Origin of the sequence: Streptomyces sp. NPDC088747, from assembly GCF_044751025.1 — a bacterium.
Lineage (GTDB): Bacteria > Actinomycetota > Actinomycetes > Streptomycetales > Streptomycetaceae > Streptomyces.
This window is the reverse complement of sequence record NZ_JBIVKZ010000007.1, coordinates 40,369-66,419: the sequence shown is the minus strand read 5'-3', so window position 1 is coordinate 66,419 and position 26,051 is coordinate 40,369. Positions and strand designations below refer to the sequence as shown.

At 71.0% G+C, this 26,051-nt stretch carries 21 protein-coding genes and 2 pseudogenes; 11 read left to right on the top strand and 12 right to left on the bottom strand.

Annotated elements, in window-relative coordinates:
* The first annotated feature begins 7 nt into the window (after positions 1-7).
* Positions 8-190 carry a hypothetical protein gene (locus tag ACIP79_RS18335; protein ID WP_401224423.1) on the top strand — a complete coding sequence of 61 codons (183 nt, stop codon included), beginning with the start codon at positions 8-10 and terminating at the stop codon, positions 188-190.
* Between the two features lie 471 nt (positions 191-661).
* On the opposite strand, the gene ACIP79_RS18330 is transcribed toward ACIP79_RS18335, so the two are convergent.
* Entirely contained in the window at positions 662-1,603 is a 942-nt protein-coding gene (locus ACIP79_RS18330; protein WP_401224422.1) for an aldo/keto reductase, read from the bottom strand.
* 83 nt (positions 1,604-1,686) lie between these two features.
* On the opposite strand from ACIP79_RS18330, the gene ACIP79_RS18325 reads away from it, so the two are divergent.
* Positions 1,687-2,295, top strand: coding sequence for a TetR/AcrR family transcriptional regulator (locus ACIP79_RS18325; RefSeq protein ID WP_401224419.1), 609 nt, complete (start codon positions 1,687-1,689; stop codon positions 2,293-2,295).
* 1 nt (position 2,296) lies between these two features.
* Here ACIP79_RS18325 and ACIP79_RS18320 read toward each other — a convergent pair whose 3' ends face one another.
* Both ACIP79_RS18320 and ACIP79_RS18315 read right to left on the bottom strand, forming a co-directional pair.
* Positions 2,297-3,376, bottom strand: coding sequence for a dipeptidase (locus tag ACIP79_RS18320; protein ID WP_401224418.1), 1,080 nt, complete (start codon positions 3,374-3,376; stop codon positions 2,297-2,299).
* Positions 3,373-4,872 (bottom strand): amidohydrolase family protein, encoded by a 1,500-nt coding sequence (locus ACIP79_RS18315; protein ID WP_401224416.1) that lies wholly within the window; start codon positions 4,870-4,872, stop codon positions 3,373-3,375. Before ACIP79_RS18315 ends, ACIP79_RS18320 begins: the two co-directional genes overlap by 4 nt.
* A gap of 249 nt (positions 4,873-5,121) precedes the next feature.
* Between ACIP79_RS18315 and ACIP79_RS18310 the strand changes: the two genes are divergently transcribed.
* The 3 genes from ACIP79_RS18310 to ACIP79_RS18300 all read left to right on the top strand — a co-directional run bounded on the left by ACIP79_RS18310 (position 5,122) and on the right by ACIP79_RS18300 (position 9,153).
* Complete coding sequence (locus ACIP79_RS18310; protein ID WP_401224415.1) at positions 5,122-6,030, top strand: helix-turn-helix domain-containing protein; 909 nt, start codon at positions 5,122-5,124, stop codon at positions 6,028-6,030.
* The gene (locus tag ACIP79_RS18305) at positions 6,027-6,977 is read left to right on the top strand and encodes an ornithine cyclodeaminase family protein (RefSeq protein ID WP_401224413.1); all 951 of its coding nucleotides are present in this window, start codon (positions 6,027-6,029) and stop codon (positions 6,975-6,977) included. The genes ACIP79_RS18310 and ACIP79_RS18305 overlap by 4 nt, the downstream gene beginning before the upstream one ends.
* Positions 6,978-7,134: 157 nt before the next feature.
* The gene (locus ACIP79_RS18300) at positions 7,135-9,153 is read left to right on the top strand and encodes an ATP-binding protein (RefSeq protein ID WP_401224411.1); all 2,019 of its coding nucleotides are present in this window, start codon (positions 7,135-7,137) and stop codon (positions 9,151-9,153) included.
* Between the two features lie 179 nt (positions 9,154-9,332).
* On the opposite strand, the gene ACIP79_RS18295 is transcribed toward ACIP79_RS18300, so the two are convergent.
* Positions 9,333-9,617 (bottom strand): DUF4190 domain-containing protein, encoded by a 285-nt coding sequence (locus ACIP79_RS18295; RefSeq protein WP_401224409.1) that lies wholly within the window; start codon positions 9,615-9,617, stop codon positions 9,333-9,335.
* A gap of 414 nt (positions 9,618-10,031) precedes the next feature.
* On the opposite strand from ACIP79_RS18295, the gene ACIP79_RS18290 reads away from it, so the two are divergent.
* The 3 genes from ACIP79_RS18290 to ACIP79_RS18280 all read left to right on the top strand — a co-directional run bounded on the left by ACIP79_RS18290 (position 10,032) and on the right by ACIP79_RS18280 (position 12,477).
* The gene (locus ACIP79_RS18290) at positions 10,032-10,895 is read left to right on the top strand and encodes a helix-turn-helix domain-containing protein (protein ID WP_401224407.1); all 864 of its coding nucleotides are present in this window, start codon (positions 10,032-10,034) and stop codon (positions 10,893-10,895) included.
* Between the two features lie 199 nt (positions 10,896-11,094).
* Positions 11,095-11,496 (top strand): hypothetical protein, encoded by a 402-nt coding sequence (locus ACIP79_RS18285; RefSeq protein WP_383688593.1) that lies wholly within the window; start codon positions 11,095-11,097, stop codon positions 11,494-11,496.
* Positions 11,497-11,559: 63 nt separating this feature from the next.
* Positions 11,560-12,477, top strand: coding sequence for a hypothetical protein (locus ACIP79_RS18280; RefSeq protein WP_401224405.1), 918 nt, complete (start codon positions 11,560-11,562; stop codon positions 12,475-12,477).
* Positions 12,478-12,505: 28 nt separating this feature from the next.
* Here ACIP79_RS18280 and ACIP79_RS18275 read toward each other — a convergent pair whose 3' ends face one another.
* Both ACIP79_RS18275 and ACIP79_RS18270 read right to left on the bottom strand, forming a co-directional pair.
* Entirely contained in the window at positions 12,506-13,999 is a 1,494-nt protein-coding gene (locus ACIP79_RS18275; protein WP_401224403.1) for an amidohydrolase family protein, read from the bottom strand.
* Between the two features lie 100 nt (positions 14,000-14,099).
* Positions 14,100-14,243: pseudogene (locus ACIP79_RS18270) on the bottom strand (IclR family transcriptional regulator); the annotation flags it as partial.
* 46 nt (positions 14,244-14,289) lie between these two features.
* Here ACIP79_RS18270 and ACIP79_RS18265 point away from each other — a divergent pair.
* Positions 14,290-14,517 carry a hypothetical protein gene (locus ACIP79_RS18265; RefSeq protein ID WP_401225015.1) on the top strand — a complete coding sequence of 76 codons (228 nt, stop codon included), beginning with the start codon at positions 14,290-14,292 and terminating at the stop codon, positions 14,515-14,517.
* A gap of 47 nt (positions 14,518-14,564) precedes the next feature.
* Here ACIP79_RS18265 and ACIP79_RS18260 read toward each other — a convergent pair.
* The 6 genes and pseudogenes from ACIP79_RS18260 to ACIP79_RS18235 form a co-directional block, all read right to left on the bottom strand.
* Positions 14,565-14,690 (bottom strand): annotated as a pseudogene (locus tag ACIP79_RS18260) (helix-turn-helix domain-containing protein); the annotation flags it as partial.
* A 134-nt stretch (positions 14,691-14,824) separates the two neighbouring features.
* Positions 14,825-15,115, bottom strand: coding sequence for a hypothetical protein (locus tag ACIP79_RS18255; RefSeq protein WP_401224400.1), 291 nt, complete (start codon positions 15,113-15,115; stop codon positions 14,825-14,827).
* A 100-nt stretch (positions 15,116-15,215) separates the two neighbouring features.
* On the bottom strand, positions 15,216-15,923 hold the full coding sequence (locus ACIP79_RS18250) for a hypothetical protein (RefSeq protein WP_401224398.1): 708 nt from the start codon (positions 15,921-15,923) through the stop codon (positions 15,216-15,218).
* A gap of 118 nt (positions 15,924-16,041) precedes the next feature.
* Positions 16,042-16,851, bottom strand: coding sequence for a hypothetical protein (locus ACIP79_RS18245; RefSeq protein WP_401224396.1), 810 nt, complete (start codon positions 16,849-16,851; stop codon positions 16,042-16,044).
* A gap of 78 nt (positions 16,852-16,929) precedes the next feature.
* Entirely contained in the window at positions 16,930-18,729 is a 1,800-nt protein-coding gene (locus ACIP79_RS18240) for a substrate-binding domain-containing protein (RefSeq protein WP_401224393.1), read from the bottom strand.
* A gap of 243 nt (positions 18,730-18,972) precedes the next feature.
* On the bottom strand, positions 18,973-22,740 hold the full coding sequence (locus ACIP79_RS18235) for a S8 family serine peptidase (RefSeq protein WP_401224391.1): 3,768 nt from the start codon (positions 22,738-22,740) through the stop codon (positions 18,973-18,975).
* Between the two features lie 394 nt (positions 22,741-23,134).
* Between ACIP79_RS18235 and ACIP79_RS18230 the strand changes: the two genes are divergently transcribed.
* Positions 23,135-24,232 (top strand): LacI family DNA-binding transcriptional regulator, encoded by a 1,098-nt coding sequence (locus tag ACIP79_RS18230; RefSeq protein WP_401224389.1) that lies wholly within the window; start codon positions 23,135-23,137, stop codon positions 24,230-24,232.
* A 124-nt stretch (positions 24,233-24,356) separates the two neighbouring features.
* Entirely contained in the window at positions 24,357-25,955 is a 1,599-nt protein-coding gene (locus tag ACIP79_RS18225) for an FAD-dependent oxidoreductase (RefSeq protein WP_401224386.1), read from the top strand.
* The last annotated feature ends 96 nt before the right edge of the window (positions 25,956-26,051 follow it).

Genomic DNA, 26,051 nt, shown 5'->3' with positions numbered 1-26,051 from the left:
GGGCCCAGTGGCAAGCCCTCCCGCCGCCCGGGGTGCGCACCCGCCCCCGCATCCGCCGCAGGCGACTCAGTCCCGCTCGTCCGGCGGCGATCCGCACCTCGTCGGGCAGGTCGTCGGCGCGTATCGCGAGAGCGGTGGCACCCGCCGCGGCGGCGGCCGTCACCTGCGCCACGGCGTCCGCGCGCCGTGAGCCCACGGCGAGGACGAGGGCTCCGGGCAGGTCGGTGAGCGGATCACCTGGCTCGGCGATGACCACCGTGGCGATGTCACCGGTCCGTGCCGCCGGGAGCACGACGGCGCCGAGCACGTCGGCGAGGCGCCGCAGGGGATCCCGCGCGGCCTCGGGGCCGGGAACTTCGTGAGGCATGCGCGTACATCAGGCGCAGCGGCAGGGGGCGGAAAGCCGCCCTGTACGACGGCCTGACGGACGTGGCACACCGGGCGATCACGGTTCCCGTACCCACCGCGGACGACCTCCTGGCCAGGCAACCCGGCTGGGGGCGAGCGACGTTGGCCGAGCGCGGGGGTGAAGTCGGCGCCGTGGCCGAGGTGTTGTGAGCTCCGACGCGGTACGGGGCAGGCAGGTCATCGGCCTGCGTGCCGACGGCGGACGCACAGGTCCGGTCAACTGCCCACACCCGTCCGGCACAAGACACACGGCCTAGCCGAGCGCGATGTCTCCCGAGCGGGACGGAACGGCGTCCAGGGCGGAGAGTGTCGCCGCGTCGAGCGCGACGGCTCCGGCCCGCACGTTCGCTTCAAGGTGTTCGGGGTCGGCCGTGCCGGGGATCAGCAGCACGTTCGGAGCGTGGTGGAGCAGCCAGGCGAGTGCGACCTGGGCAGGTGTGACGTTCAGGTCGCGCGCGGCGCTGATGACGACGGGTTCGTCGGTCACCTTCGGCAGCCCGTCGAAGGCGCTGCCGAGGGGGAAGTACGGAACCCAGGCGATGCCCTCCGCGCGGCACAGGCTGAGGATGTCCTCGTCGTCGCGGCTCAGGAGGCTGTAGGCGTTCTGCACGCACGCGATACCGGCGGGCAGCGCGGCGCGCAGGACGTCGAGGGAGACGCTGCTGAGGCCGATGGCTCCGATCTTGCCCTCGTCGCGCAGCTCGGTCATCACGGCGAGCTGGTCGTCGAGGGCGACGACCTGGTCGCCTTCGGCGCGCAGGCCGGGGCCGGTGTCCGTGCGACGGAGGTTGACCAGGGGAATCCGCTCCATCCCGAGGGTCGTCAGGTTGCTCTCGACGGCGGCCCTCAGTTGTTCGGGGCGCTGTGCGAGACGGAGGGGAAGCGGGCCGTCGGGGTCGGGTTCGGCGCCGACCTTGCTGACCACTACGACGTCATCCTCGGGGCGGATGGCCTCGTGGATCACTTCGTTGACGAAGCCGTGACCGTAGAACTGCGCGGTGTCGACGTGGTCGATTCCCAGCTCGACGCAGCGGCGCAGCAGTGCGATCGCGGCCTTGCGGTCGGCGCGCAGGCGCTCCAGCTGCATGGCGCCGAAGCCGAGCCGCGAGACGGTACGGCCTGCGAGCTGTCCGGAGCCACCGGCGCGCGGGGCGCCGGAGGAGGTGACCTGAGGGGATCGGGCGGGGGCAGCCATCGGTTCTCTCCTTCGCGTGGGACCATGAAGAAAACGGAGTCACTCCGTTTCATCACCGTACCACTAACCGGAGGCCCTCCGTTTTGTCTGGGACCGAGCCCTCTACCACCGGCGCGAACACGGGCACGGCCGGACGCCCGGCCCGCGCCGACGCCCGGCGCAACCGCGACAGACTCCTCGCCGCCGCGCGGGAGGCCTTCGCGGCGTCTCCGGACGCCGTCCCCATGGACGCGGTCGCCCGCGCCGCCGACGTCGGGATCGGCACGCTGTACCGGCACTTCCCGACGCGGGAGGCGCTCGTGGAGGCTGTCTACGCCGCGGAACTGGACGAAGTCGTGTCCAGCGCGTCGGCGCTCCTCGACGAACACGAGCCCGCGGCCGCGTTGCGCGCGTGGATGAGCCGGTACGCGGCGTTCTTCAGGATCAAGCGCGGCATGTCCGACACCCTGCGGGCGGGCTGGGCCTCCGGCGCCATCGCCACGCCCGGAACACGCGAGCGCATCACGGCCGCCATCGCCACGATGCTGCGCGATGGCGCGCGGGCCGGGTCGCTGCGCTCGGACGTCGATCCCGGGGACGTCACGGTGATGCTGCTCGGGGTGTTCCTCTCGGCCACGGCGATCGACTCGCTGGAAAGGGTCGACCCGCTCCTCGACCTGATCGTCGACGCTCTGCGCCCGGGGACCGGCTGACCTACCGAGTCGCCTCCGGCGCCCACACCCGGTCCGCGTAGTCCAGGAAGTTGGTGCCCATGATCTTCTCGATGCGGCCGGAGGCGTAACCCCGCTGTTCCAGCAGGCGGATCAGGTCCCGGAACTGGTCGACCCCGCGCAGGTCGCGCACGAACGGCAGGGTGTCGTCCCGCTCCCCCGCCGCGCTGACGCCGGCCGCGCGTCGCAGGGCCACGTGCTCGGCGAGCTGGGCCCGGTAGGCGTCGAGGTCGTCGATGGACGTGATGGTTCCGTCGGTGCCGATGCCGACGTGGTCCTCGCCGCACACGTTCACCGCGTGGACGATGTGCTCGACGACGTCGGCGGCGGTCGCGTGGCCGGACATGTTCAGGAAGGGCATGAAGTAGATGCCGACGAAGCCGCCACGCTCGGCCACCAGACGCAGTTCCTCGTCCGTCTTGTTGCGGGGCAGGTCGGCCAGTGCCCGGCAGCCGGTGTGGTTGATCGACACCGGGCGCCTGGCCGACTTGGCGGCGTCCAGGCAGGTGCGCTCGCCGCTGTGGGAGAGGTCGACCATGAGGTGCTGCTCGTCCAGGGCCTCGACGACGCGACGGCCGAAGTCGGTCAGTCCCCGGTTCTCGGGAGCCATCGAACCGTCGCCGATGTGGTTGGCCTGGTTGTACGTGAGCTGAACGACCCGCACACCCCGATCGGCGAACGTGGCGATACGGCCGGTGTCGTCACCGACGGCCACCGCGTTCTGGAAGCCGTAGATGACACCGACCCGGCTCTCCCGCCTGGCCCGGTGGACGTCGGCGACCGTGAGGACCTTGAGCAGGTCGGCCGCGTTGTCGCGGATGATCCCGTCCCAGACGTCGATCTCGTGCAGCGTGTGCTCGTACGGCGGCAGGTCACCCATCGTGTAGCCGAGGGTGATGTTGACGGCGGTGAGACCCGAGGCGTGGGCGTCGGTCAACGTGCGTGTGTCGATGGTCAGTTGCTCGCTGGAGGGGTTCAACTCGGCGGCGGCATCGGCCGACTGCGGCGCGTTCGGGTTGTCGAGCTGCCCGAGCGCGTTGACGATCAGGGGGAGAGAGGTCATCGGGTCTCCTCGGCACGGTGGGTCGCTCCGGGCTCTTCGGCCTCGGAGGACGGGACTTGGGTGGGCCGCTCCGCCCGGGAAGCGGTGCGGTCGAAGTCGCGGGGGACGTCGAAATCACCGCGCGCGTCCGAGTCACCGCGGGCGTCCGAGTCGCGGGGCGCGTCCACATCGCGGAGCGCGTCCAAATTGCGGGGCACGTCGAAGTCGCGGCGCGGGAAGCGACGACCGCGTTTCACGGTCAGCGTGACGCTCCGCAGATGCTCGATGTCGGAGAGCGGATCGTCCTCCAGGACGACGAAGTTGGCGAGTTTGCCCACTTCGATGCTGCCCATGAGGTCCTCCGCGCCGGCGCCGCGAGCGCCGATCAGCGTCGCCGAGCGCAGTACCTGCTCGGGTGACATCCCGCAGCGGCGCACGAGGAAGGACAACTCCTCGTACAGGGCCGGGAAAGGCTCCTCCGGGCCGGTCTCGTAGTCCGTGCCGGCCGCGATGTCCACGCCCGCCCGGTGCGCCTGCGCGGTGAGCACCGCGGCGAGTTCGGTGTTGGCCGCCGCGCGCGCCGCGTCCTCGGGGCCCTCGCCGGCCAGGGCCTCGCTCGCCCACATGCCGGCGGTCGCGTCCAGGACGGTGCCGCGCCCCCGCATCAGCGCGAAGAGTTTTTCGATGCGGGGGTCGTCGCCGGCGGCGAACCTCTCGTACGCGACCCGTGGTTTGTGCTTGTAGCTCGTCAGCGGTTCGTCCGTGCCCTCGAAGGCGAGCAGGGTGACGTGCGAGACGCTGTCCACACCGGCCTCGACGAGCTGGCCGGGCGCCGCCGGGAAGACGGTCGCGTGGGCCCAGACGGGAATGCCCTGCCGGTGTGCCTCCGCGGTGATCGCGGCGACGGTGGTGTGGTCGAGGTCCGCGTACACCTTGATCGCCGAGGCGTGGGTTCCGCGGGCCAGGGCGACCGCCAGACGCAGGTCGGTGTCCTTCGTGATCGCCTGCATCCACGGCACGGCACCGGGTGTCTCGCCCTGCGACACCTGGTGGGTGCGTGGGTCGTCGAAGAAGCCGGGGCCCGCCATGAGGGCGGCGTACCGGATGTCGGGGCCGGGGATCTCGCCGACGAGTGCGGCCCGCGCCAGGTCTCCGACCTGACGCAGGTCGTCGGCCATGTCACGGATGGCCGTGACACCGCTGTAGACCAGCCGCCGGAGCACCGCCTCGGCCGTGGGCCGGTCGGGCGGGGTCGCGATGTGCTGGTGCGCGTCGATCAGGCCGGGGACGACGAAACGGCCTTCCAGGTCGAAGACCTGTGCGTCGGAAGGCAGATCCGCGGCGATTTCGGCGTCGCCGCCGACCGCCCGGATGACCTGCCCGTCGACCACGATCGACGTTCCACTCCGGACGGGACGCCCGGTTCCGTCGAACAGCGTCGCACCGCGGTACACCGCGATGGCTCCCTCAACCGCGGGCGCGTGCGGGGTCGGTGCGCCCGAAGCCTCGTCCGTCATCTTCACCTCGTCGTAAGTATGGATATGTCGATACGGCTGGACGGCTGGACGGCTGGACGGCTGCGGACAGTTCGCCTCAGGCGGGTCCCCGGCCCTGCGACCGGCCGTTGCCCCAATTGCGACCGACCGCCGCCCGTTCGCTTGTGCCCATCCCGGGGTTGTTGCGCTGTACGTAACAGACGTATCGTGCTGCGTAACACGCGCTACCGTACGCCGACGTCCGACGGCATCACAAGGAGGGACCCCGCATTGCCCGCAGAAGCACGGACCGCGGTCGACAAGGCCCTCGACCTCGTCGAGGCCGTGGCGCGCGCCGCGCAGCCGCCGCGCCTCACCGACCTCGCCGAGGAGGTCGGCCTGCACCGCGCGACCGCCTATCGGGTACTCGTCGACCTCGTCAGGCGCGGGTGGGTGCTGCGCGCGGGTGACCGCTACCTGCCCGGCACCGCCGTCCTGCGGCTGTCGTCCTCGGCCGCCCGGAACTCGCTCGGCGCCCTCGCCCGGCCCGTCCTCGACGCGCTGTCCGAGCGCACCGGGATGATGGTCAACCTCCAGGTTCCGGAGGTCGACCGGTCCCGCGTGATCGACGTCGTACGGCCGGACCGCCTCGCGATGATCAGCCGTCTGATGGGCGAGTCCCTGCCCGTCCACCGGTTCGCCGGTCCGCTCGCCCTGGTCGCCGCCCTCGAACCGGCCGACCGCGCCCCCTACCTGCGGACCGCCGAAGCGGACGGCCACCCGCTGACCGGACCCGACGGGTTGCTGGCCGACATCGAGCGCACCGAACTCACCGGATTCGCCGTCGAGTACGGGCGCAACGAACAGCCCGTCGCCTCGCTCGGCCGAGCCGTCGTCACGCGTCCGGGCGCGCCGGTCTGCGCGCTGACCGTGGTCGGCCTGGCCACCGAGTTCGAGGGGACCAGGCTCGACCTGCTGCGGGAGTCGCTGCGCGAGGCGACGGAGGAGTTGGGCCGGATCCTCTCCGGCCCAGGATCACCGGCATCAGCACCGGCACAGGCACCGGGATCGGGATCGACACCGACATCGGCACCGGTCCCGACACCGGGTGCGTCACAGGATTCGGCTCCCGGCACGTCACAGGCTTCGGCACCAGTTACGTCACAGGCTTCGGCCCCGTCCACGGAGGATCCGGCATGAGCGAGATCCGTTTCCTCGACGCCGCGCAGACACGCGCCGCGCTCGAACCGCGACGCGTGCTGGAGGCCGTGGCGACGGCCCTGGTCGCGATCGCCCGGGACCAGGTCTCCGCGCCACCGCGGATCGCCGCGCACGCCCCGGGAGGCCTGCTCGGCGCCATGCCCGGTCACGTGCCGGGCCTCGGGCTGGCAGCCAAACTCGTCTCCGTGTTCGCCGATCCCGAGCGGCCGGGGCGCAGCAGTCACCGCGGCATCGTCGCGCTCTTCGACACGGCGGACGGGCGCCCGCTGGCCCTGATGGACGCCGAACCGCTCACCGAGATCCGTACCGCCGCGAGCGCCACGCTGAGCGCCCGGGCACTTGCCCTTCCGGGCGCCGGTCCGGTCGCCGTCGTCGGCACCGGCGCGCAGGCTCGCGCCCAGGTGACCCTGCTCGCGGCGCTCGACCCCGCGACCCCCGTCCTGGTCGCCGGGCGTGACGCCGGGCGCGCGGAGAGCGTGGCGGCGCTGCACCCCGCCGGGCGGCCCGCAGGAGGGATCGAAGACGCCGTACGCGAGGCCCGGACGGTGTTCTGCTGCACGGGAGCCGTACGGCCGGTGATCCACCGCGACTGGCTCGCCCCCGGCACACACGTCAGCTCGGTCGGGGGCTCCCACGGACCCGAACTGGATGCCGCGACCGTCCGCGACGCCACCCTCTTCGCCGAGTGGTCGGGGGCCGCTGCCACCCTGCCCCCGTCCGGTGCGCACGAGTTGCAGGGCCTGCCACCTGAGCGATCGGTGACGCCGCTCGGCGCGGTCCTCGCCGGCGACAGTCCCGGCCGCCGCGACGAGAGCGAGCTCACCCTGTTCAAGTCGACCGGTCACGCCGCCCTGGACGTCGCGGCCGCCCATGTCGCTCACGCCGTCGCCCGCTCGGAGGGACGGGGCTCGTGCGTCACCATGTAGACGCGTGACCATCCAGAGTGCTTGAACCCCGGCAGTTGCGCGAATCTTCCGATCGAATGCCCGCCTCCTTCGATCGTTTGTGACCGCTTTCCGTAAGAGGGGTCGCCCCCGCGCGTGAGCTGGTCAGGATGGGGCTGTGGTAGGCAACCTCCCCGTCATGACGACCAGCTTCGTCGGCCGCGACAGCGAACTCGCCGGCGTCGAAACGGCGTTGGCCCTGCACCGGACGGTCACCCTGACCGGTGGCGGCGGTGTCGGCAAGAGCCGTCTGGCGTTGCGCGTCGCGGAGCAGAACCGGGGTCGGTACGCCGACGGGGTCTGGTGGGTCGACCTGTCCAACCTCCACGACGACCGGCTGTTCACCAGCACCGTCTGCGACGCGGTCGATCTCCTGGACCACAATCCGCGCGACCCGGTCGAGGCGCTGTGCGAGTGGCTGACCGGCAGGCAGATCCTGCTCGTCCTCGACTGCTGCGAACGGGTGCTGGCCTCCTGCATGGCCCTGGTGAGCGAACTCCTCACCGCCTCACCACAGTTGACGGTCCTGGCCACCAGCAGACAGCCCCTGGGCGTCCATGGTGAGCGCCGCGTCGAGGTGGCGCCGCTCTCCTTGGAGGACGGCGGCAGCGGAGACGCGGTACGCCTGTTCCGCGAGCGCTGCGCCACGGCCGCTCCGGGCATGTCCCTCGACTCCCCGGACTCCGCCGAAGCCGTCTCGGCCATCTGCCGCCGCCTGGAGGGAATCCCGCTCGCCGTCGAACTGGCCTGCGCGCGCCTGCGGGAGAGCAGCCTCACCGAGATCGCCGAGCGTCTCGGCTCACGGCTCGACACCCTCGTCGACGAGACGGTGTGGCCCCGACGCCACCGCGCCCTTCGCACGGCCATCGGCTGGAGCCACGAACTGTGTTCCCCTCTGGAGCGCCTGCTGTGGGCGAGACTCTCCGTCTTCCGCGGCCCCGTCGAGGTGGCGGACGCCCAGTCCGTCTGCGCGGGCGGTCCTCTCGCCGCACACGACATCCCACGGCTTCTGCGGCGGCTGGCCGACCAGTCCGTCCTCCAACAGGTCGGCACCCGCTACCGCATGCTCGACACGTTGTGCGAGTACGGCGCCATGTGGCTCGCCGAACTCGGCGAGGAGCACACGCTCGTCCGACTCCACGCCGCGCACTTCGCCACCATGCTCGCCGAGTCGGAAGCCGGTTGGCTCAGCGACCGGCAGGTCGCCTGGTACACCCGGATCTCCGAGAGCCACGCCGACGTACGCGCCGCACTCGACCACCTCATCGAGTCGGACCCCGTCGCCGCCGTCGAGATGGCTGGCCGAACGGGCCTGTTCTGGCCCTGCTGCGGACACCTCCACGAATCCCGCGACTACCTCGAACGCGTCCTGGCCCTCGACACGCCCAGGGGCCCGTCCCGCACCAGAGCGCTCTGGGCCCTGGGCATCACCCTCACCCTCCAGGGCGACCATGACACCGCTCTGCGTATCGGGCAGGAGTGCGCCGAGGCGGCGCGACAGGACAGCACCCCGGAGTCCGAGCTCTTCGCCGCCCACACGCTCGGCCTCACCCACCTCATGGCAGGCCGGCCCCAGGCGGCGTATGAGGTGAGCGACCACGCCCTGGCCACCCGCGGCACGTCGCCCCCGTCGGGCGCGCCGCAGCTCTGCTGCATGGTGATCCGGACCTTCGCCCACTCCGCGCTGGGTCAACTGACCGAGGTCTATGAGGCGGCCGTCGACCTGCGCCGTCTCAGCGTCCAGTACGGCGAGCACTGGGCGCGGTCGTACGCGTTCCACCAACTCGCGTTCATCGACCTTCTCCAGGGCCGCGCGGACGACGCCGAACGGCACGCGCGGGCCATGCTCGCCAGCAAGCACAACCTCAACGACAATCTCGGGATCGCTCTCGCCCTCGACCTTCTTACCGGAGCGAACGCGGTCCAGGGCAACGGCGGCGGGGCCGCCCGCACATCCGGAACGGGGAACACCTTCTGGCGCATGCTCGGCCACCCGAATCACGGCACACCCGAACTCTCCGAGGTCCGCGACCAATGGGAGCTACAGGCCCGTATAGCCGCCGGCGACTACGCCTACGACAAGGCCTTCCTCGACGCCCTGAACGACGACGCCGAACACGGCCTCGCCCACGTACTGCAAGGCTCTCCCTCATCCTGACGGTCGCGTTCGTGCCCTGAACGCAGTGAACGGCTCGGCCTGAGCCGAGCCGTTCACGTATTCCCATGCGATGAACAACTATGTAGCCGCCTGCGCGCCTTCCCGGCGTGCGCCAATTCGCGTACGGCCCGCGGGGATTGTCCGCGCGGTCATCCACCGCTGACGCCCGCTTTCGGCGGTCAGCTTCCGACGTACCAGGTGAAACCGCCGTTGGACGCGGCCAGGGCGAGCAGAACCGCGAAGATGATCAGGTCCACCACGCCGAGGATGACACCGGCCTTGGCCATGCCGCCACCACCCTTTACTCCCGCCTGCCGCATACCGACGACACCCAGCACGATGGCCAGCGGGCCGAGGATCACATTGAAGAGGAATACTCCGATGATTCCGCAGACAAGGCTGGCGATGGCCAGGCCGTTGGTGCGCGATCCAGAAGTGGCGGAAGGGCTGCCGTAACTCGTCATCACGTTCCCCTTGCTGTAGTCGTATTCAACGGCGGCGCTCCGCTTGTCGCAGCGCTTCGCGCCCTGTGTTCTCGCCTCATCCGAGTGCCCACGGATATCGGCTCTACTCAACTCGGCACCATGGGACACCGATCACGCGGGACGACTTCGCGGCAGGGCATCCAGGACATCCGTACGCTGGCCGGAACTTCCTCCCGTCCAGCCACATCTGCCGCAGCGGTCACGGGAGTTGGCGTAAGTCAGGCAGTTCTTCGTGTGACACGCCCGTTTCAGGAATCCGCCCGGTTCAGCGGCGCCCCGGTGGACTGTCCAGATCCGACCGGGACCCGCGAGTCCCGTCCGGCCGGGTGTCAGCATGCCTCCGGGCCGCCCGTCGGGCCGTCGGACCGGCCCACCGACCACAGGGGGACGTACATGCCCGATTCAGCATGCCCGGAAGGCATTTGGGAGAGTGTGCCCGGACGGCCGACGGAGCGTCTGAGGCCCGGCGTACTGCGCTACCACGGTTTCCGCGCCCAGTTCAGCCGCCCGCGGCGACGACTGGAACTGCCGAGCGGGACGGTGACCCTCGTGGTCGGATTCGACGAGAAACTCTCGCTGGACAACGCCCAGGGCCACGACGCCGACCTCTACAGCGCGGTTCTCGCGGGAGTGCACGCTTCCGCGGGCAGCGGTGGCCACCAGGGCCGACTGTCCGGCATGGAGATCGTGATGACGCCGTGGGCCGCCTACTCGTTGCTGGGAGCGGCGATGCACGAACTGGCCGGCCGCCACCTGGCGGCCGAGGACGTGCTGGGACGCCGACTCGGCCCGCTCGCGGACGCGTTGGCATCGGCACCGGACTGGCCGCGGCGCTTCGCCCTGGTGGACGCGGCCCTCGTCTCCTGGAGAGCCGCCGGCCCGTCCTGTTCACCGCTCGTGGCACGGGCCTGGGACGAGGTGGGCGTACGACGCGGCCTCGTCACCACCGACATGCTGGCAGAGACCGTGGGCTGGGGGCGCAGGCAGTTGGAGAAGCGCTTCCGTGAACAGATCGGCGTGTCCCCGAAGATCGCCGGACGGATCGTACGCCTCAACCACACCCTGCGCGCACTGGCCGCCGGTCGCGGTCTGTCCGAGACGGCGGCGGCCGTCGGCTTCTCCGACCAGTCACATCTGAGCCGGGAGTTCAAGGCGATGACGTCTCTCAGGCCGCGCCAGTTCGTTCAGGCGATCGCCGAGCACCGCGTCGTCGAGCGCATCCCCGGACACCTGACGAGCGTGCTGCTGGAGAACTGAGCGGCGAGCCCAGGAGCAGTCTCCAGAGCTAGCTCAGGCGCGGCATCGAGGGCCCGCTCAGGCGCTGTCTCAACAGCCCGCTCGGGAGCTAACTGACAGTGCGCATTCCTTCAAGACCGCGCCACCGCGCCGCTGTCAGTGTGCAGGGCGACGGGCGGACACCAACCAGTCCGTCCGCGGTCCGAAGGGGGAGCATCCCATGAAGAAGACCTTGTCCGCGCTGGCGGCCTCGGCCGTCGTCGCCACCTCGCTGGTCGTCCTGGCCCCGGCCGCCGAGGCCGCGCCCCAGGCGTGCGCCACCGCGGAGATCCGCACCGGCTACCGGGGTCCGGGCACCGTTGTGAACAAGTCGTCGACGAGCACCTGCAACGACCTCAACCTCACCGCCTCGTACGAGAACAGCGCGGCGACCAGTGACCTGTACGCGGGCTTCTACCGCAACTCCTCCGGCACCTGGATCCGGGGCTCCCGCGGCTACATCCGCGCCTACGACGGCGGGCACAGCCCCTGGATCGTCCTGCTGTCCGACGTCAACAACGGTGTGCCGATGAGCGTCGGCAGCTACAACACGAGCAACGACATCGCCGACGTCGCACACTGACCAGCGGAACCAGGGGCCCGCGCCCGTCGCGGGCCCCGACTCCCGTCACAGAGAGGATGGCCGGTGCCACACCGCCTCCGTCCGGCGCAGTTGGTGCCGGCCGTGCTTGTGATGATCGCGGCGATCGGCGGATGCTCCGCGTCGGCGAGCCCCGCGTCCGACCGGCCCGCACCGGCCGGCCGGACCACGGCAGCAGCCCGGTTGTCCCACGCGCTCCCCCAGGATCCGGTCCCCATGGTGCTTCCGGCGACCGGTGCCGACAGCCGGTTGACCGTGGGTCTTGGCACCTTCGGCCAGACCGTCGGCGCGGCGGTGACCGCCCGTTGCACCTCCGACGCCGGGCACCCGCCGCCGCCGGGGCCGCCTCCCATGTTCGTCCGGCTCGGGGCGCTGCCGGACCTGGATCTCCTGGAACGCACGGGCTTCAACGGCGGCCCCTCACCCGAACTTCCGAGCGTCCTGCGGACCTCCGCGCCACCTGCGGAACCCGGTGCCGACGGCAACGGCCACGGCGACTCCGACAGGGTCGTCCGCCGTTGCGCCTCAGCCGGAACCGCCGCGGTCCGCGCCCTGGACGCGCTCTCTTCACCCCTGCAGGGCAAGTGGTGGAACGAGCTCGAAACACTGCGGGACCAGCCGCAGGCGCGGCATGCGCTGGCCAAGGTGCCAAAATGCCTGGACCACCGGCACAACCTGCGGGTGAACAGCGAGGACGACTTCTTCGCCCTGGTCGACAGCCGGCTCGCGGACCATGCCGACGACGCCGCCGCCCTCGTACGGGAGGACCGCGAGTTGGCCGCCGTGTACGCCGACTGCATGCGACCGGTGGAAGCCGTCCGCGAGCCACTCCGCAAGAAGCTGCGCGAACGGTTCGTCGCGGAGAACAGCCGTGAGATCGCTTCCCTCCGCGCAGAACTGGGGCCGGTCGTACGGGAGTTGGAAAAGCGCCACGGGGTCCGCATCTCCTTCCCGGCTCTCTAGGGTCGCGCTCCTCCTCCCCCGAGTGACGTCACTTCTCCGACGACGTGTCCGCCGAGGCAGGTTTCCCTGGGGCGTTGCGGTAGTCGGTGTAGGTGTAGGGGTTGTCGAGGACCTTCGACTCGGGGATGTCAGGGTGCATGCCGGCGGTCCACTCCTCCTCGCCCAGGGTGCCGCGGAGATGCTCCAGGGTGTTCTGGATCGCCCGACGGGCCTTGGGGAGGTCGGCACCGACGAGGTGGCCGTCGTACTTCACCAGTCGGCCGTTCACCAGGACGGTGTGCACGTCGCCGCGTTGGGCCTGGAGCACGACGTGGCCGTAGGGATTGATGATCGGGAACATGGCGGGTGACTCGTCGTTCTTGATCAGTACGAGGTCCGCGCGCTTGCCCGGTTCGATGCTGCCGACGATCCCGTCCAGCCCGAGTGCCCGGGCGCCTCCGCGCGTGGCGTACTCGACGACGTCCTCCGCTCGCAGCGCGATGTGGGTCACCGTGTCACCCTTCGCGTGCGCCTCAAGGTGCTCGCGGGTGCGGTCGGAGGAGAGGGTCGACCTCATCGCGGCGAACGCGTCGGCGCTCCACCACACGCTGGTGTCGACCGAGAGGGAGATCGGGATGCCGTGGCGGCGCAGTGCCCAACTCGACGGGTAGCCCTGGCCGCAGGACGCCTCGCTCTCGGCGGAGACCGACGCGTGGCCGCCGGTGGCCGCGATGCGTTGGTAGGAGTCGTCCGAGAGGGTCGCGGCGTGGACGTAGACCGTTTCGGGGGTCATGAAACCGTGCTCGTGCATGAGCCGGATGCCGTTGTCGTTCGTGGCGCCCCACACGCCCGCGTGGGTGGTGACGGGGGCGCCGAGTTCGCGGGCCGCCTCGAAGGCCGCCTTCTCCGGGAAGTCGGGGTCGCCGGTGACGTCGAAGGCGAGTTGGAAGCCGAGCATCTCCGAGCGGGGCATACGGCGTTCCACGAAGCTGCGGAAATCAGGGGAGGCGGTCCACTCCCAGGGCGCGCCGTGGATGTTGCCGTAGCCGAAGACGAAACGCCCCGGTATCTCCTGGAGGGCGTCCACCGCGGCTTCGGCGTGCTCGACCGTGGACAGACCGTGCGACCAGTCGACGCTGGTGGTCACTCCGGAGTCGATCGCCTCGATGGCCGAGAGGAGGTTGCCGGCGTAGTAGTCCTCGGGGCGGAACTTCCTGCCGTGCTCAAGGTAGTTCCAGACGAAGTACTGGGTGAGGGTCCAGTCCGCGCCGTAACCACGCATGGCGGTCTGCCACATGTGACGGTGGGTGTCGATCATGCCCGGCATGAGGATGCCGCCGGACGCGTCGATCTCGACGGTGCCCTCCGGCACCTCGACGTGGGGGCCGACTTCCTTGATGGTGTCGCCGACGACGAGGACGTCGCCCGAGCGCAGGACGGTGTGTGCGTCGTCCATCGTCAGGACGAGGCCGCCACGGAGAACGACGGCGGGAGCGGCGGTGATCCCCTCCGGTGTCGGAGTGGGTGGGCTGCGGTCTGGCACGGCGAGTCCTCCGGTCGTATGGGGCGGCGAGATCAGATCGTACGGCGCCCCCGGCGTCCCTCAACGGCACCGCGATCGACCGGATGCCCGGCGCCAGTTCCTCGTCGGCCAGGGCCCAGCCCCGCGCGCGTACCTCCGCCAACTCCGCGGCCAGCGCCTTGCGATCGACCGGTTTCGTCACCACCCAGGAGAGCGAGGGTGTGTCGAGCGCCTCGGCGAACTCCTCGTCACCGAGCTGGGCGAGGAGCACCTTGCCCTGAGAGGTGGGCGGGGCCGGGAACTTCGTCCCGATGTCGACCCGCAGAGTGATGATCTTCGGCACCGAGACCCGCGCGACGTACACGATGTCCGAGCCGTCGAGCTGGGTGATCGAGGAGGACTCGCGCGTACGCGCCACGAGTGCCTCCATGTGGGGGCGGGCCATCTCCCACAGGCCGAGAGAGCCGGCGTACGCGACTCCCAGCCGGAGTACCTGCGGTGTCAGGGCGAAGCCGCCCTCACCCGTCGCGCGGACGTAGCCCAACTCCTGGAGCGTCAACAGCAGTCGCCGTGCCGTCGGCCGGGCCAGGCCGGTGGCGACGGCGACCTCGGAGAGGCTCAGTTCTCGGCGGGTCGCGTCGAAACACGTGAGCACGTCCAACCCGCGTGCCAACGCCTCGACGAAATCCGCACCCTTGCCTCGTCCTGCCATGTCATCCTCCGCTCGGCGCCTGCCGCCTCGTAGGCACGCCTACCGTCACCTGCCCAAAAACCCTCCGGCGTGTTCGTGACCCGCGCGACCGGTACGAGAGGACCGTCCCCGCTGCGGCGCCCTGGACCGCACCGTCAGGCGTCGTCGAAGCCGGGGACGAGCAGCCCGGGATCGATGTCGGTCACGCAGTCCGCGTAGTCCAGCGCGCTGGCCGCCGCCATGAGCCGGTCGTACTCGTCCCGACTCAGCGCGAGCCGGAACGAGTTGACCGTGTTGACCAGGTGGTCGACCGCGATTTCCGCGTCACCGTTGGCGACGAGTCCTCGGACCGAGCCGAGGGCCCCTACGGTCTGGCCTCGGGCCGCGGCTCGTTGCTCCAGAGCGTCGGCCACCGCGGTGATGACGCCGTCCGGGGAACTGTTCATGGCTGAGTGTGATCTCCCGATCGGGGGAAGGACGTTCGCGCTTCACGGGACAGGACCGGCGACGGCCTCCCTCTGGGCTGGGTCGGACCGATCGTGCCCGTCACCACCGCTTGCGCGGCCAGCAGGCCCACGCTGCGGCGCAAACCACTGCATGGACGGACGCGATGGAGGCGAGAGCGGTCACGAGGGGCTCCGCCCTGCCCTCGTCCAGCCGTTCGGCACTGACCGGTCGCGCCCAGCCGCCCGGAACGACGGAGACCTCGACGACCGCGCCGACCGGAGTGCGCGAGCGCGGTCCGAACGACATCCATCCCAGGTCCTGTTCGGTCGCGGCGTCGGCGAGCCGGTAGAAGACCTGCCCCGAACCCTTCTCCGCCTTTTCCGCGGCATTGGGATCCGCCGCCATGACCCGGGCGAGGACGGGCCGCCCCACCGCCTCGTGCACCGCCCATGGGGCCAGGAAGGGCGCGGCGCCGAGAAGCACGGCGGCGGTGACCAGGGGCGCCGAGGTCAGGCGCTCCCTCGCGCTCGCGCCCGATCCGTAGTCCCAGGTGCCGAAGACCGCGACACCGAGGGGCAGGCAGGCCACCGCGGGGAGGACCGCGGCCAGCCCCCACGCGCCGCCCCGCGCACCGAACAGCGCGGCCACCGGCACGACGATCAGCGACCAGCCCAGCACCGCGGCCAGCAGCGGCTTCTTACGCCGGGGCCGCGTGTGCACCATGACGAACTCCAGGGACGCTGACAGGAGTTGTACGCACCACAGAAGCGCCTCGGACAGGCGGCCCGTTCTACGTCCGGAGCTCATACGTCCGGAGACCATCCGTCCGGGACGCATATGTCCGGAGCCCACACGTCCGCCGCGCCCGTGTTCCGCCCGGCCCGACTAGGACGTCCCGCGCGTCCGGACATGTCCGGGTTCCGGGTCACCTTTCTTCCCTCCGGGCCGGCCCGGTGTCGTGCAGGGAGCGGCTGATCTCGTCGAGCCTGTCGAGCCCGGCCTGCACGGCCTCCAGCTCGTGTTCGAGGGAGGTGAGGTCCGGCTCGGACGCGGTGGCGTCTCCGGCGGCGTGCAGGGAGACAAGCAGCGAGCCGCGGTCGGCCGCGGCCTCCAGACGCAGCACGGTCGATTCCAGCGTGGCCATGAGGACTTCGCGCAGCTCCGCCAGGCGCGCCAGCGAGTCGGCGCGTTCGCCGATGGCGCGGGCGGACGCCTCCTTGGCCTCCCGCATGGCTCCCCGCGAGGTCTCGGCCTCCTTCTTCAGCCGCCGCTGGTCGTGGCGCAGTGCCTCGTGGTCGGTGTCGGCGGTGGCCGCGTCGATGACCCGGACCGCTTCGGCCCTGGCGTGGAGTTCGTCGGCCGCGCCCCGGACGAACGTGACCGCGGTGGTGAGCGCCTCGGTCAGAGCGGGCGAGGTGTTCTCCCGCCGGTGCCGGTCGAGTCTGCCCGCGGCGGCCGAGGCACGTTCCAGCCAGAGCTTGGCGTCCGTCGGGGGTTCGGGCCGCGCGGAATCGGTTCCTACGGGTCCGGTGCCGGCGGACGCCGACGGCGACTCGGCGTCGGACGGGCGCGTCAGGCGGTCGGTGACGGTGTGGGCCGCCCAGACCAGAAGGCCGATGCCGAGTCCGGCGGGCAGGGCCACGGCGGTCGTGGCTCCCGCCAGGCCGACGGCCACGGCACCGGCCGCGCCCAGCACCGTGGCCGCGGCGACGGCCGGGAGGAGTTCGCCTTTCATCGTGTGCTCACCGCCTTTCGGCCTCTCCCGCACAGGGCGGGAGGGTGGTGGCCGTGTCGTCGAAGGAGTCGGCAGGGGCTAGAAGTTGCTGATGACGGAGACCATCACTTTGTCGATGACGGCGGGGTCGCGCGCGTCGTACGAAGTGGCCTTGGTCGCCGCGGAGATGTCGCTGAGGGTGTCGAAGTCGGCCTGGTCGCTGAAGGCGACGGTGAAGACGCGTACGGAGCGTTCCAGTCGGGTGGCGTCGATGTCGCTCAGCAGGGAGTCGAGGTCGTTGTCGGCCGGGTACTCGTTCTTGCCGTCGGTCAGGACCACCACGGCGTTGATCCGGCCGGTGTCGAGGTCGGCGAGCACGGCCTGCTGGGCGGCGCGCACGGTGGAGTAGAGCGCTGTTCCGCCTTCGGCGCTCAACCCGTTGATGGAGTTGGCGAGTTGGTCCTTGGTCTCCCCGACGGGTTTCGGCGGAAGGATCTGCCGGTACGGTTCGGGATGGTCGCCGGTCTCGGTGGAGAAGGCCCACAGCCCGACCTCGTCGTCGGGGTGGTACTGGCCGAGGGTGTTCACGGCGGCCTTCTTGGCTGCCTCAAGTCTGCTCTGTCCGTTTCCGGCGGGCTGGTTCATGGAGCCGGAGACATCCATCACCAGCAACACCCTTGCCTTCTTGCGCAGTTCGTCCCAGCTGTCGAGGACCGCGCCGAGCACGTCGGGGGCGGGCGGCTCGATGAGTGACAGCTTTCGTTTGCCCTCGTCGGGGAGGCTGACCGATTCGGCCAGTTCACGACCGGCGTTGCCCTCGTGGTCGCGGAAGCCGTGCTGCTGGAAGCGGCGCTGCTGTGCGGGTTCGAGGAGGAAGGCGCGGAAGTCGTCGGCCGCGGCCCGCTGATCCTCACTGGCCGAAGGCAGGACCACGAAGGGATGGTCGAGCATGAGGGTGCCGTCGTCCGGGTGCACGGCCACCAGCGGCACCTTCGGCTTCCTGCCCTTGCCGAGCTGCTCCACGTCGCCGGTGGGACTGCCCTGGTTGTAGAGGTGGATCAGCTGTTCCTGGACGGTGATGGCGCTGGCGTAGGAGAGTGCCTGGCCCTTCGCGTCCGCCTCGGCGAGGTTGGCCATGTAGGCCGTCGCGTCGGAGCCGTAGTGGAGCACTCCGGCCTCCACTCCCGCCACGAACTTCCTGGCCTCGGTGTCCTTGACCTCGTCGAGGGTGAGGTCGCTGGAGCGGCCGGTGGCCGCGTAGAAGGCGGCCACCGTTGCGGCCAGGCCCGAGGTCGAGGTGTGCGGGTTGTCCTTGCCCAGGTGGAAGCGGCCCCACTCGGGGTGGCCGAGCGAGCCCCACCCCTTCTCGGTCAGCGACAGCACGTCCCGCCAGCCGATCTTCTTCTCCGGCCAGCCCACGGCCTCGGCCATGGGCCGCGGCATGGCGATGGCCAGCGGGCTGGTGGCGAGGGAGACGGGCTTGTCCCCGGTGAGGACCGTACGGTCGGACGCGGCGCCCCGCTCGGTGAGCAGCGTCAGCCACAGCGAGGCGGTCGGTGTCCAGGCCTGCGGTTCGGGCGCCTCGTCGCGCGCCTCGTCCCAGCCCTCGGCCAGCGCGTCCATCGCCACGCCCGAGCTGGTCTCCGACACGGACACGCGGGCGCACTCGCCGCCTTTCAGCTCGCGGTCCGATTCGTTGTACTCCCCCGCGAGTTCGGCGAGCAGATCACCCTTCTCCGTGGAGGAGTTCACCTCCAGCCTGACTCCGCAGTCCCGTCCGGCGCCGTCTGACACCTGACGGGTCACCAGGAAGCCGGCGAGTATCGCCACCAGCCCCACAGCCGTGCTCACCAGAAGCGGCAGCCGGCGCGACAAGAGTCCACCCGTGCGTCGGTTCATGGTCCCCCCTGGAATCACTCGCGACCGGACGTTGCGGAACGGACGGCCCTGCGTGACCGTCCATCCTCCGCAAGCCCGAGAACACCCGTTCAATTGTCCTGCTCATCGCTTTGACGCAGCGAAGTGCCTTACTGGTTGCGGCAGTTGGGGTGCGTGGTGGAATCGGCCGGGCACCAGAGCCCGGCCACGCGGCTGTCACCGTCGAGGGCGGGTCCGGCCATGGCGCCGGACCCGCCCCGCCGGTCATCGGACGATGCCCGCGGCCCTCACCACCGTCTGCGTGACGGTGTTGCCCCGGCTGTCGCCCGCGGCCACCCGCAGGGTGACGTACTGGGCGGACTTCGGCGCCTTCAGTACGGTGCTGACCTTGCCCTCGCCCCGGCCGCTGAGGCGGGCCGTGGTCCAGGTGGCGCCGTCGTCGTAGGACAGCTCGACCTTCCGGGTGTGCAGCGCCGCACGCGGTCCGCCCGCCAGGTGCAGCGGCGTGACGGTCAGTGTCGCGTCACGCGCCGCACCGCCCTCCTCGGTGGTGGGCAGGGTGTAGTCGAGCTGTACGAGCGGCAGTTGGGCCGTGCCGTCCTTGTCGCGCGGAGCGTCCGAGATGAAGCTCCACTCGGTTCGTGTCGCGGTCGAGTACGGGAACTCGGCCGTGGCGTCACGCGTGGCCGTGTGCACCAGCCGGTAGGCGCCCTTCGTCGCGGGCACGGTCGCCGCCACACCCGAGGAGCCGGTGGCGAGCAGAGTGCCCCCTCGGTACAGCTCGGCCGTCTCCTCGACCGCCGTGCTGCCGAACGCGGCGTAGTTGGCGTGGTTGCCACCCGAGTCGCCCCAGGCCGGGACCGTGACATCGATCCGGTCGGCGGTACGGGTGGGCGGCTGGACGGTGGCGTTGAGGCGGGGCCGGGTCACGGTGCCGAACCAGTGTGCGTCCGTGGTACGGCCCGCCGGGTAGCGGACGGGGCCGGACGCGCTGAACACGACCGGGTACAGCAGGGCTTCCTCGGACCACGTGAACGTGGGGTCGGTGGTGACGTAGTCGGTGCGGTGGACCCCGGCCGTACTCAGACGCGTGGTGGCGACGTTGTACGTGGTCCACGGGTGGACGTCGTACCGGTTCTCGTACACCTCCCGGCCCTCGGGGTTGCGGTAGCGCGTCTCGACACGGGCGAGCTGCCGCTCGGTGGGCGCGTAGGTGAGGTCGGAGGAGATGCGGCCCTTCCAGGTGCGGACCAGGTCGTAGAGGTAGTCGGTGTCGGGGCGGGAGGCGGCGTGCAGGGAGACGGCGTGCGAGGGGCTCGCGTCGACGCGGGCGATCAGTTTCTCGCCCTCGGTGCGGGACAGACCGGCTACTTCGATGGTCGATCTGATGATGGGCTGGCGCAGCCGTCCGTCGAGGTCGTGGACGAACAGCAGCAGTTTCACACCGGCTTTCTGCGCGGCCCTGATCTGGTCGTCGGCGGTGTCCTCGTCGTCGGAGTCCCAGCGCACCACGGCTGCCTTGCCCGCGGCGTCGACACCCTCGTAGTCCTCGGCCAGACCGTCGCCGGGGTGGATCAGGTCCAGGTCGTGGTCGCCCCTGGGGAGCTTCGCCGAGCCGGGCAGGATCCACAGGTCGTCGAACTCCTGCGATCCGGCTGTCACCGACAACAGCGGCTGCTGGTTGCGCCAGCGGGCCGTCAGATACTGCTCGCCGTCGGCGGCCGGCGTCGCCGGGGCCGTCCACATGCTGTCGAACCCGTCACCGATCTGCGCGCTGTCGGTGACCGAGGTGCCGTCGCCGAACTGACGGTGGTAGTCGAGGCGCCGGGCGAAGTTCTCCGTCTTCTTCGGGGTCACCGCGCCGACCTGCCGCAGCTTCCTGCCGTCGAACACCAGGTCCGTGTCGCCGGTGATGTCCACCTGCGGCAGGATCATGCGGGCGTATCCGGCCGAGGAGGCTCCGTGGGTGCCCTCGACGCGGAAGTCGGCGTAGACGGTGTACCTGCCGGGCGGCAGGAGTTCGTCGGAGGCGCCGTTGCCGTAGAGGTAGGTGCCCGCGTACTCGTCTCCCTTGCGGAAGAAGGTGAGGGTTCCCTCGGTGGCCTCACCCGAGCGGCCGGTGACGGTGGTGCGGACATGGGCGAGGCGCTGCCGGGTGCTGACGCCCAGCAGGGTGCTCGTGCACACGCTGCCGTCGACGGACCCGGTGAGCCGGCCGGTCCGGCGCTGCGACTGGCCCGCCTTGCCCAGGTCGGTGGTGACGGTGACGCTCGCCGTGCCGTGCGCCGGGACCTCCAGGCGGTCCTGGGTGACGGTGAAGACGCCTGCCGGGACGCCGGGCGCGTCCACGGACAGGTCCACGGCGACGGCCTGGTCCGCGGTGTTGGTCCAGGTGGTCACGGACTCGACGGTGCTCTCCCCCGTGTCGGGCGGGTGGATGCCGGCGTCCGCCTTGCCGGTGGCGGTGAGGGTGCTCGTCGCCGCCGCGGCGACATCGACCCGGCCGTTTCCGCCGTCGTCGACGGTGATGTCCGGGGTGGGCTTCACTGTGCTGACCAGCGCGTCCTTGATGCGGCTGCCGGTCCAGTCGGGGTGCGCGGCGGCGACCAGCGCGGCCGCGCCGGCCACGTGCGGAGTCGCCATGGACGTACCGCTGAGGCTCAGGTAGGAACCGGAGCCCTCACCGGCGTACTGGGACCTGGCGGCGAGGATGCCGACGCCCGGTGCGGTGATCTCGGGCTTGAGTGCGTCGTCGCCGTAACGCGGTCCGCGGCTGGAGAAGTCGGCGATCGCGTCGGCGGAGTCGACCGCGCCGACGGTCAGGGCCGCGTCGGCCGTGCCCGGTGAGCGCACGGTCTGGGCGCCGGGACCGTCGTTGCCTGCCGCGATGGTGAACAACGCACCTGTCTCGGCGCTGAGTTCGTCCACGGCGCCGGCCAGCAGCGTCTCACCGTCGGCGTACTCGCTGCTCCCGAGACTCATGCTGACGACCCGGGCGTCCGCGTCCCGCGCGGCCCACTCCATGCCGGCCACGATCCAGGAGTCGTACCCGATGCCCGCGTCGCTCAGCACCTTGCCGACGTGCAGGTCGACGCCCGGCGCGACGCCCTTCTCCTTGCCGTCGGAGGCGGCTCCGCTGCCCGCGATGGTGGAGGCGACGTGCGTGCCGTGGCCGTTGCGGTCGGTGACGTCCTCACCCGGCACGAAGCTGCCGCTGTCCGCGACGACGTCCTTCAGGTCGGGGTGGCCGGGGTCGTAGCCGGTGTCGAGGACGGCCACGTCCACGCCCTCACCGGTGTTGCCGCCCGACCAGACCTCGGGGGCGCCGATCCGGGCGACCGAGTCGCTGAGCGCGGCCTCGGCCTTGCCGTCGAGCCACACCTTGGCGACGCCGCCCCTGAACGCCGAGGTCGTGTCAGGTGCCGTGCCCGCCCCGCCGGTGAGCGCGGACCACAGGACGTCGGTGTCCTCAAGGTCCGCCGCCAGCGCGACGCCGTTGACGCTGGTGAGCGGTCGTACGCCGGTGATGTCGCCCGGCATCGCGTCGCCCCGTCGGCGCAGGGTGGCCGCTGCGGCCTCACCGCCGCCGTAGGTCACGATGAGCGGCAGACGGCCCAGGTGCGCGTCGTCGTAACCGTCCGCCACGAGTTGGGTCACGTTGAACAGCCGCTGGTCCAGGGCTCCGGACGCCAGGTACGAACCGGCGGAGTCGGGATAGACGTAGGTGTCGCCGCCGACGGTCATCACCCGTGCGCCGACTGGCCGGTCGTCGGGGCCCGTCACGGAGATGGTGCCGGGTCCTTCGCCGGCGCCGGGAGCGATGGTGACCTTGTCGCCGGTGAGCAGGGTCACGACCGACTCGGCCGGCCGGGCACCGGACTTGGCAACGATGTCAGACTGCGCGGAGGGTGCCGCGTCAGGGACAGCGGGAGTATCTGCGGAGGCGGTCAGCTGCGGGGTCGCCGCGGTGACCAGGAGGGCGGCCGCTAGCGCGAACAGGCGCCGCCGTCTTCCGGATGGCTGGTGTGTCAACGGGATTCCCTTGACTCGATGGTCCTACAGGCCGACGGGAATCTAAGTCCTCGAACACGATCTTGGGAAGACGTGACATCGGCGGTAGCGAACCGTCAACTCCCCTGTAACAAGGGCAGGTTGCTAGCTCATCCACCTCAAGGGGTACGGCCGTTCCGCTAGCGGTACCCCGGGCGCGCCGAGGACCGGGCGGCACCCCGGCGCACCCGACGACCGGCCGCGACCACCGACCTCACCGCACGGTCGTGGACGAAGACGCCCCGCCGAACACTTCTGTCGCAACTCTTGACCGACCGGACGACGCAGTGCACAGTCTCTCGTTAATGCGCATTAGGTAATACGCATTAACGAACTGTCGAGGGAGCCGGATCCGGCCCCGGAGGAGAGAAACACTGTGGAACCCAGGAAGCGGCCCGGACGTGCCCCCGCTCCGGCCGGGCGTACGTCACGACCCCGGCAGGCCGAGGTGGCCCGGCTCGCCGGAGTGTCCCAGGCGACCGTGTCCCTGGTGCTCTCGGCGAGACCCGACGGCAAGGGACCCGCCATCTCCGAGGAGACCCGGCGACGGGTACTGGAAGCCGCCCGCAGTCTCGGTTACGTGCCCGACCCGGCCGCTCGGAGCCTGGCCGCCGCCCGCAACAACCTCCTCGGCGTCTTCAGCTTCACCGCCGCCTTCCCGACCGATGTGCAGCACTCGTACTACCCCTTCCTGGTCGGCGTGGAGCGGGAGGCCGCGGCGCTCGGCTACGACCTGGTGCTGTTCACCGGGTCGAGCACGGGTGGCGCGGGGGCCGCGGGGCCGGACGCCCTGAGCCGGGTACGGCTCGCGGACGGCTGTCTCTTCCTCGGCCGGCACACCCCCCGGGCGGAGCTGAAGCGGCTGGTCGAGGACGGCTTCCCGGTCGTACACCTGGGCCGCCGCGAGGAGTTGGAGGGCGTGGCCTGGGTCGGCGCGGACTATGTCGAGGCCACCCGTGACGTCGTGGGCCACCTGACCGAACTGGGTCACCGGCGGATCGTCCTGGTCCGCGAGGACGACGACGCGCCGGCTTCGACGGACCGCCAACAGGGCTTCCTGGAAGGGCTGGAGGCGGCGGGCCTGCCCGCGGGCCCCACCGCCGTCTTCCGGACAGCGGACCCGCAGCGCGATCTCACACCGGAACGGCTGCGCGCCTGGGCCGACGAGGGGGTGACCGCATTCGTCGCGGAGGAGACCGACACCGGGGCCGCCTGGCGCGGACTGCTCACCGCCGTACGCGGAGCGGGCCTCGACTGTCCCTCAGAGGTGTCCCTCGCCCTCCTCGGCAGCCCGCCCGCCGACCTGGCGGACGAACGCGAACCCACCGGATTCGACATCCCCCGGCCGCAGTTGGGTGCCGCGGCCGTGCGTCTGCTGGCCGGGCTCGTCTCGGGCGAGGCGGCGCGAGAGCCACTCGTCGGCTGTGTCTTCCGACCGGGCCTGACGGCCGGACCGCCCCTCGCTCGTCCCTGAACACGGTCCGCGCGGAAGCACGGTCCGGCGCGGAAGCACTCCGCGTCGAAGCACGGCCCCACGGAGCAACGAAGCGCGGTCCGTACGAGGCACCCAAGAACCCGCACCAGCAGCTAGGAGAAACGTGATACCCGAAGCCGACATCCTCGTCGTGGGAGGCGGGCTCGGTGGCGTGGCCGCCGCACTCGCCGCCTGCCGGGCAGGACGCAGCGTCGTGCTCACCGAGGAGACGGACTGGATCGGCGGCCAGCTCACCAGCCAGGCCGTACCGCCCGACGAGCATCCGTGGGTCGAGCAGTTCGGCACGACCGCGTCCTACCGGCGGATGCGCGAGGAGATCAGGCGGTACTACCGCCACTGGTACCCGCTGCGCGCCGAGGCCCTGGCACTCACCGACCTCAACCCGGGAGCCGGCCGAGTCAGCAAGCTCTGCCACGAGCCGAAGGTCGCCCTCGCCGTCCTCGAGGGCATGCTCGCCCCCCACCGGGCGGCGGGACGGCTCACCGTGCTGACCGAACACCGGCCGGTCTCCGCCGAGTCCGACAACGATGTCGTACGGTCGGTCACCCTCCAGGACCTGCGCGAGGGGACACGTCGCACGCTCACCGCGCGGTACGTCCTGGACGCCACCGAGACGGGCGAACTCCTGCACCTCGCGGGCGTCGAGCACGCCAACGGGGCCGAGTCGCGGGGCGAGTTCGACGAACCGCACGCACCGGACGAGGCCCAGCCCCTCAACCAGCAGGGCATCACGGTCTGTTTCGCGCTCTCCCACCACGAGGGCGAGGACCACACGACCGACCGCCCTCGGGACTACGACTTCTGGCGCGCCTACCGGCCCTCGTTCTGGCCGGGTCCGCTGCTCGGCTTCGAGGCGCCCGACCCGCGCAGCCTGGAGCCGGTGCCGCGGACCTTCGTACCCAATCCCGACCTCGACCCGCTCAGCGTGTCCGCGGACCAGAGCGCCGACGCCGGCGACAAGGAACTGTGGGGCTTCCGGCGCATTCTCGCCCGCAAGCTGCACTCCCCCGGCGCCTTCGACTCCGACATCACGCTCGTCAACTGGCCGCTCAACGACTACTGGCTCAAGCCGTACATCGGCCAGGAGGCCGAAGCGCTGCGCGAGGCACGGCAGTTGTCGCTGTCGCTGCTGTACTGGCTGCAGACCGAGGCACCGCGCGCGGACGGCGGTACCGGCCTTCCGGGTCTGCGGATCCGCCCGGACGTGACCGGTACGGCGGACGGCCTGGCCAAGGCGGCGTATGTCCGCGAGTCGCGCCGTATCAAGGCCGTCACCACCGTCACCGAACACGATGTGGCGATCGACCTGGTCGGCCCGCACGGCGGCACCAGGCACCGCGACTCCGTCGGCGTCGGCGGGTACCGCATCGACCTGCACCCCTCGACCGGCGGCGACAACTACATCGACATCGGCTCGGTGCCCTTCGAGATCCCCCTCGGGGCGCTGGTGCCGCGGCGGGTCCGCAACCTGCTGCCCGCGGGCAAGAACATCGGCACCACGCACATCACCAACGGCTGCTACCGGCTCCACCCGGTGGAGTGGAACATCGGCGAGGCCGCCGGCGCCCTGGCCGCGCACTGCGTCGCCGAGGACATCGAACCGCACCAGGTCCAGGCCGAGGACAAGCGGTTCGAGGAGTTCGCACGGCTCCTGGACCGAAGCGGCGTACAGCGCCACTGGCCCGACGTACGCGGCTACTGAACAACCCCCGAACAGGCGGGAGTTCGGGCGGGGCCACGCATCCGCCCCGCCCGGCGACCGCTCGCGCGACCGATCCAGCACAAGGAGGTGCCAGGA

Coding starts and splice junctions, on each gene's coding strand:
- ACIP79_RS18330 (WP_401224422.1), bottom strand. CDS start 1,603: ATGGCTGCCCCCGCCCGATCCCCTCAGGTCACCTCCTCCGGCGCCCCG.
- ACIP79_RS18320 (WP_401224418.1), bottom strand. CDS start 3,376: ATGACCTCTCTCCCCCTGATCGTCAACGCGCTCGGGCAGCTCGACAAC.
- ACIP79_RS18315 (WP_401224416.1), bottom strand. CDS start 4,872: ATGACGGACGAGGCTTCGGGCGCACCGACCCCGCACGCGCCCGCGGTT.
- ACIP79_RS18305 (WP_401224413.1), top strand. CDS start 6,027: ATGAGCGAGATCCGTTTCCTCGACGCCGCGCAGACACGCGCCGCGCTC.
- ACIP79_RS18300 (WP_401224411.1), top strand. CDS start 7,135: ATGACGACCAGCTTCGTCGGCCGCGACAGCGAACTCGCCGGCGTCGAA.
- ACIP79_RS18295 (WP_401224409.1), bottom strand. CDS start 9,617: ATGACGAGTTACGGCAGCCCTTCCGCCACTTCTGGATCGCGCACCAAC.
- ACIP79_RS18290 (WP_401224407.1), top strand. CDS start 10,032: ATGCCCGATTCAGCATGCCCGGAAGGCATTTGGGAGAGTGTGCCCGGA.
- ACIP79_RS18285 (WP_383688593.1), top strand. CDS start 11,095: ATGAAGAAGACCTTGTCCGCGCTGGCGGCCTCGGCCGTCGTCGCCACC.
- ACIP79_RS18265 (WP_401225015.1), top strand. CDS start 14,290: ATGTCGACCCGCAGAGTGATGATCTTCGGCACCGAGACCCGCGCGACG.
- ACIP79_RS18255 (WP_401224400.1), bottom strand. CDS start 15,115: ATGAACAGTTCCCCGGACGGCGTCATCACCGCGGTGGCCGACGCTCTG.
- ACIP79_RS18250 (WP_401224398.1), bottom strand. CDS start 15,923: ATGAGCTCCGGACGTAGAACGGGCCGCCTGTCCGAGGCGCTTCTGTGG.
- ACIP79_RS18245 (WP_401224396.1), bottom strand. CDS start 16,851: ATGAAAGGCGAACTCCTCCCGGCCGTCGCCGCGGCCACGGTGCTGGGC.
- ACIP79_RS18240 (WP_401224393.1), bottom strand. CDS start 18,729: ATGAACCGACGCACGGGTGGACTCTTGTCGCGCCGGCTGCCGCTTCTG.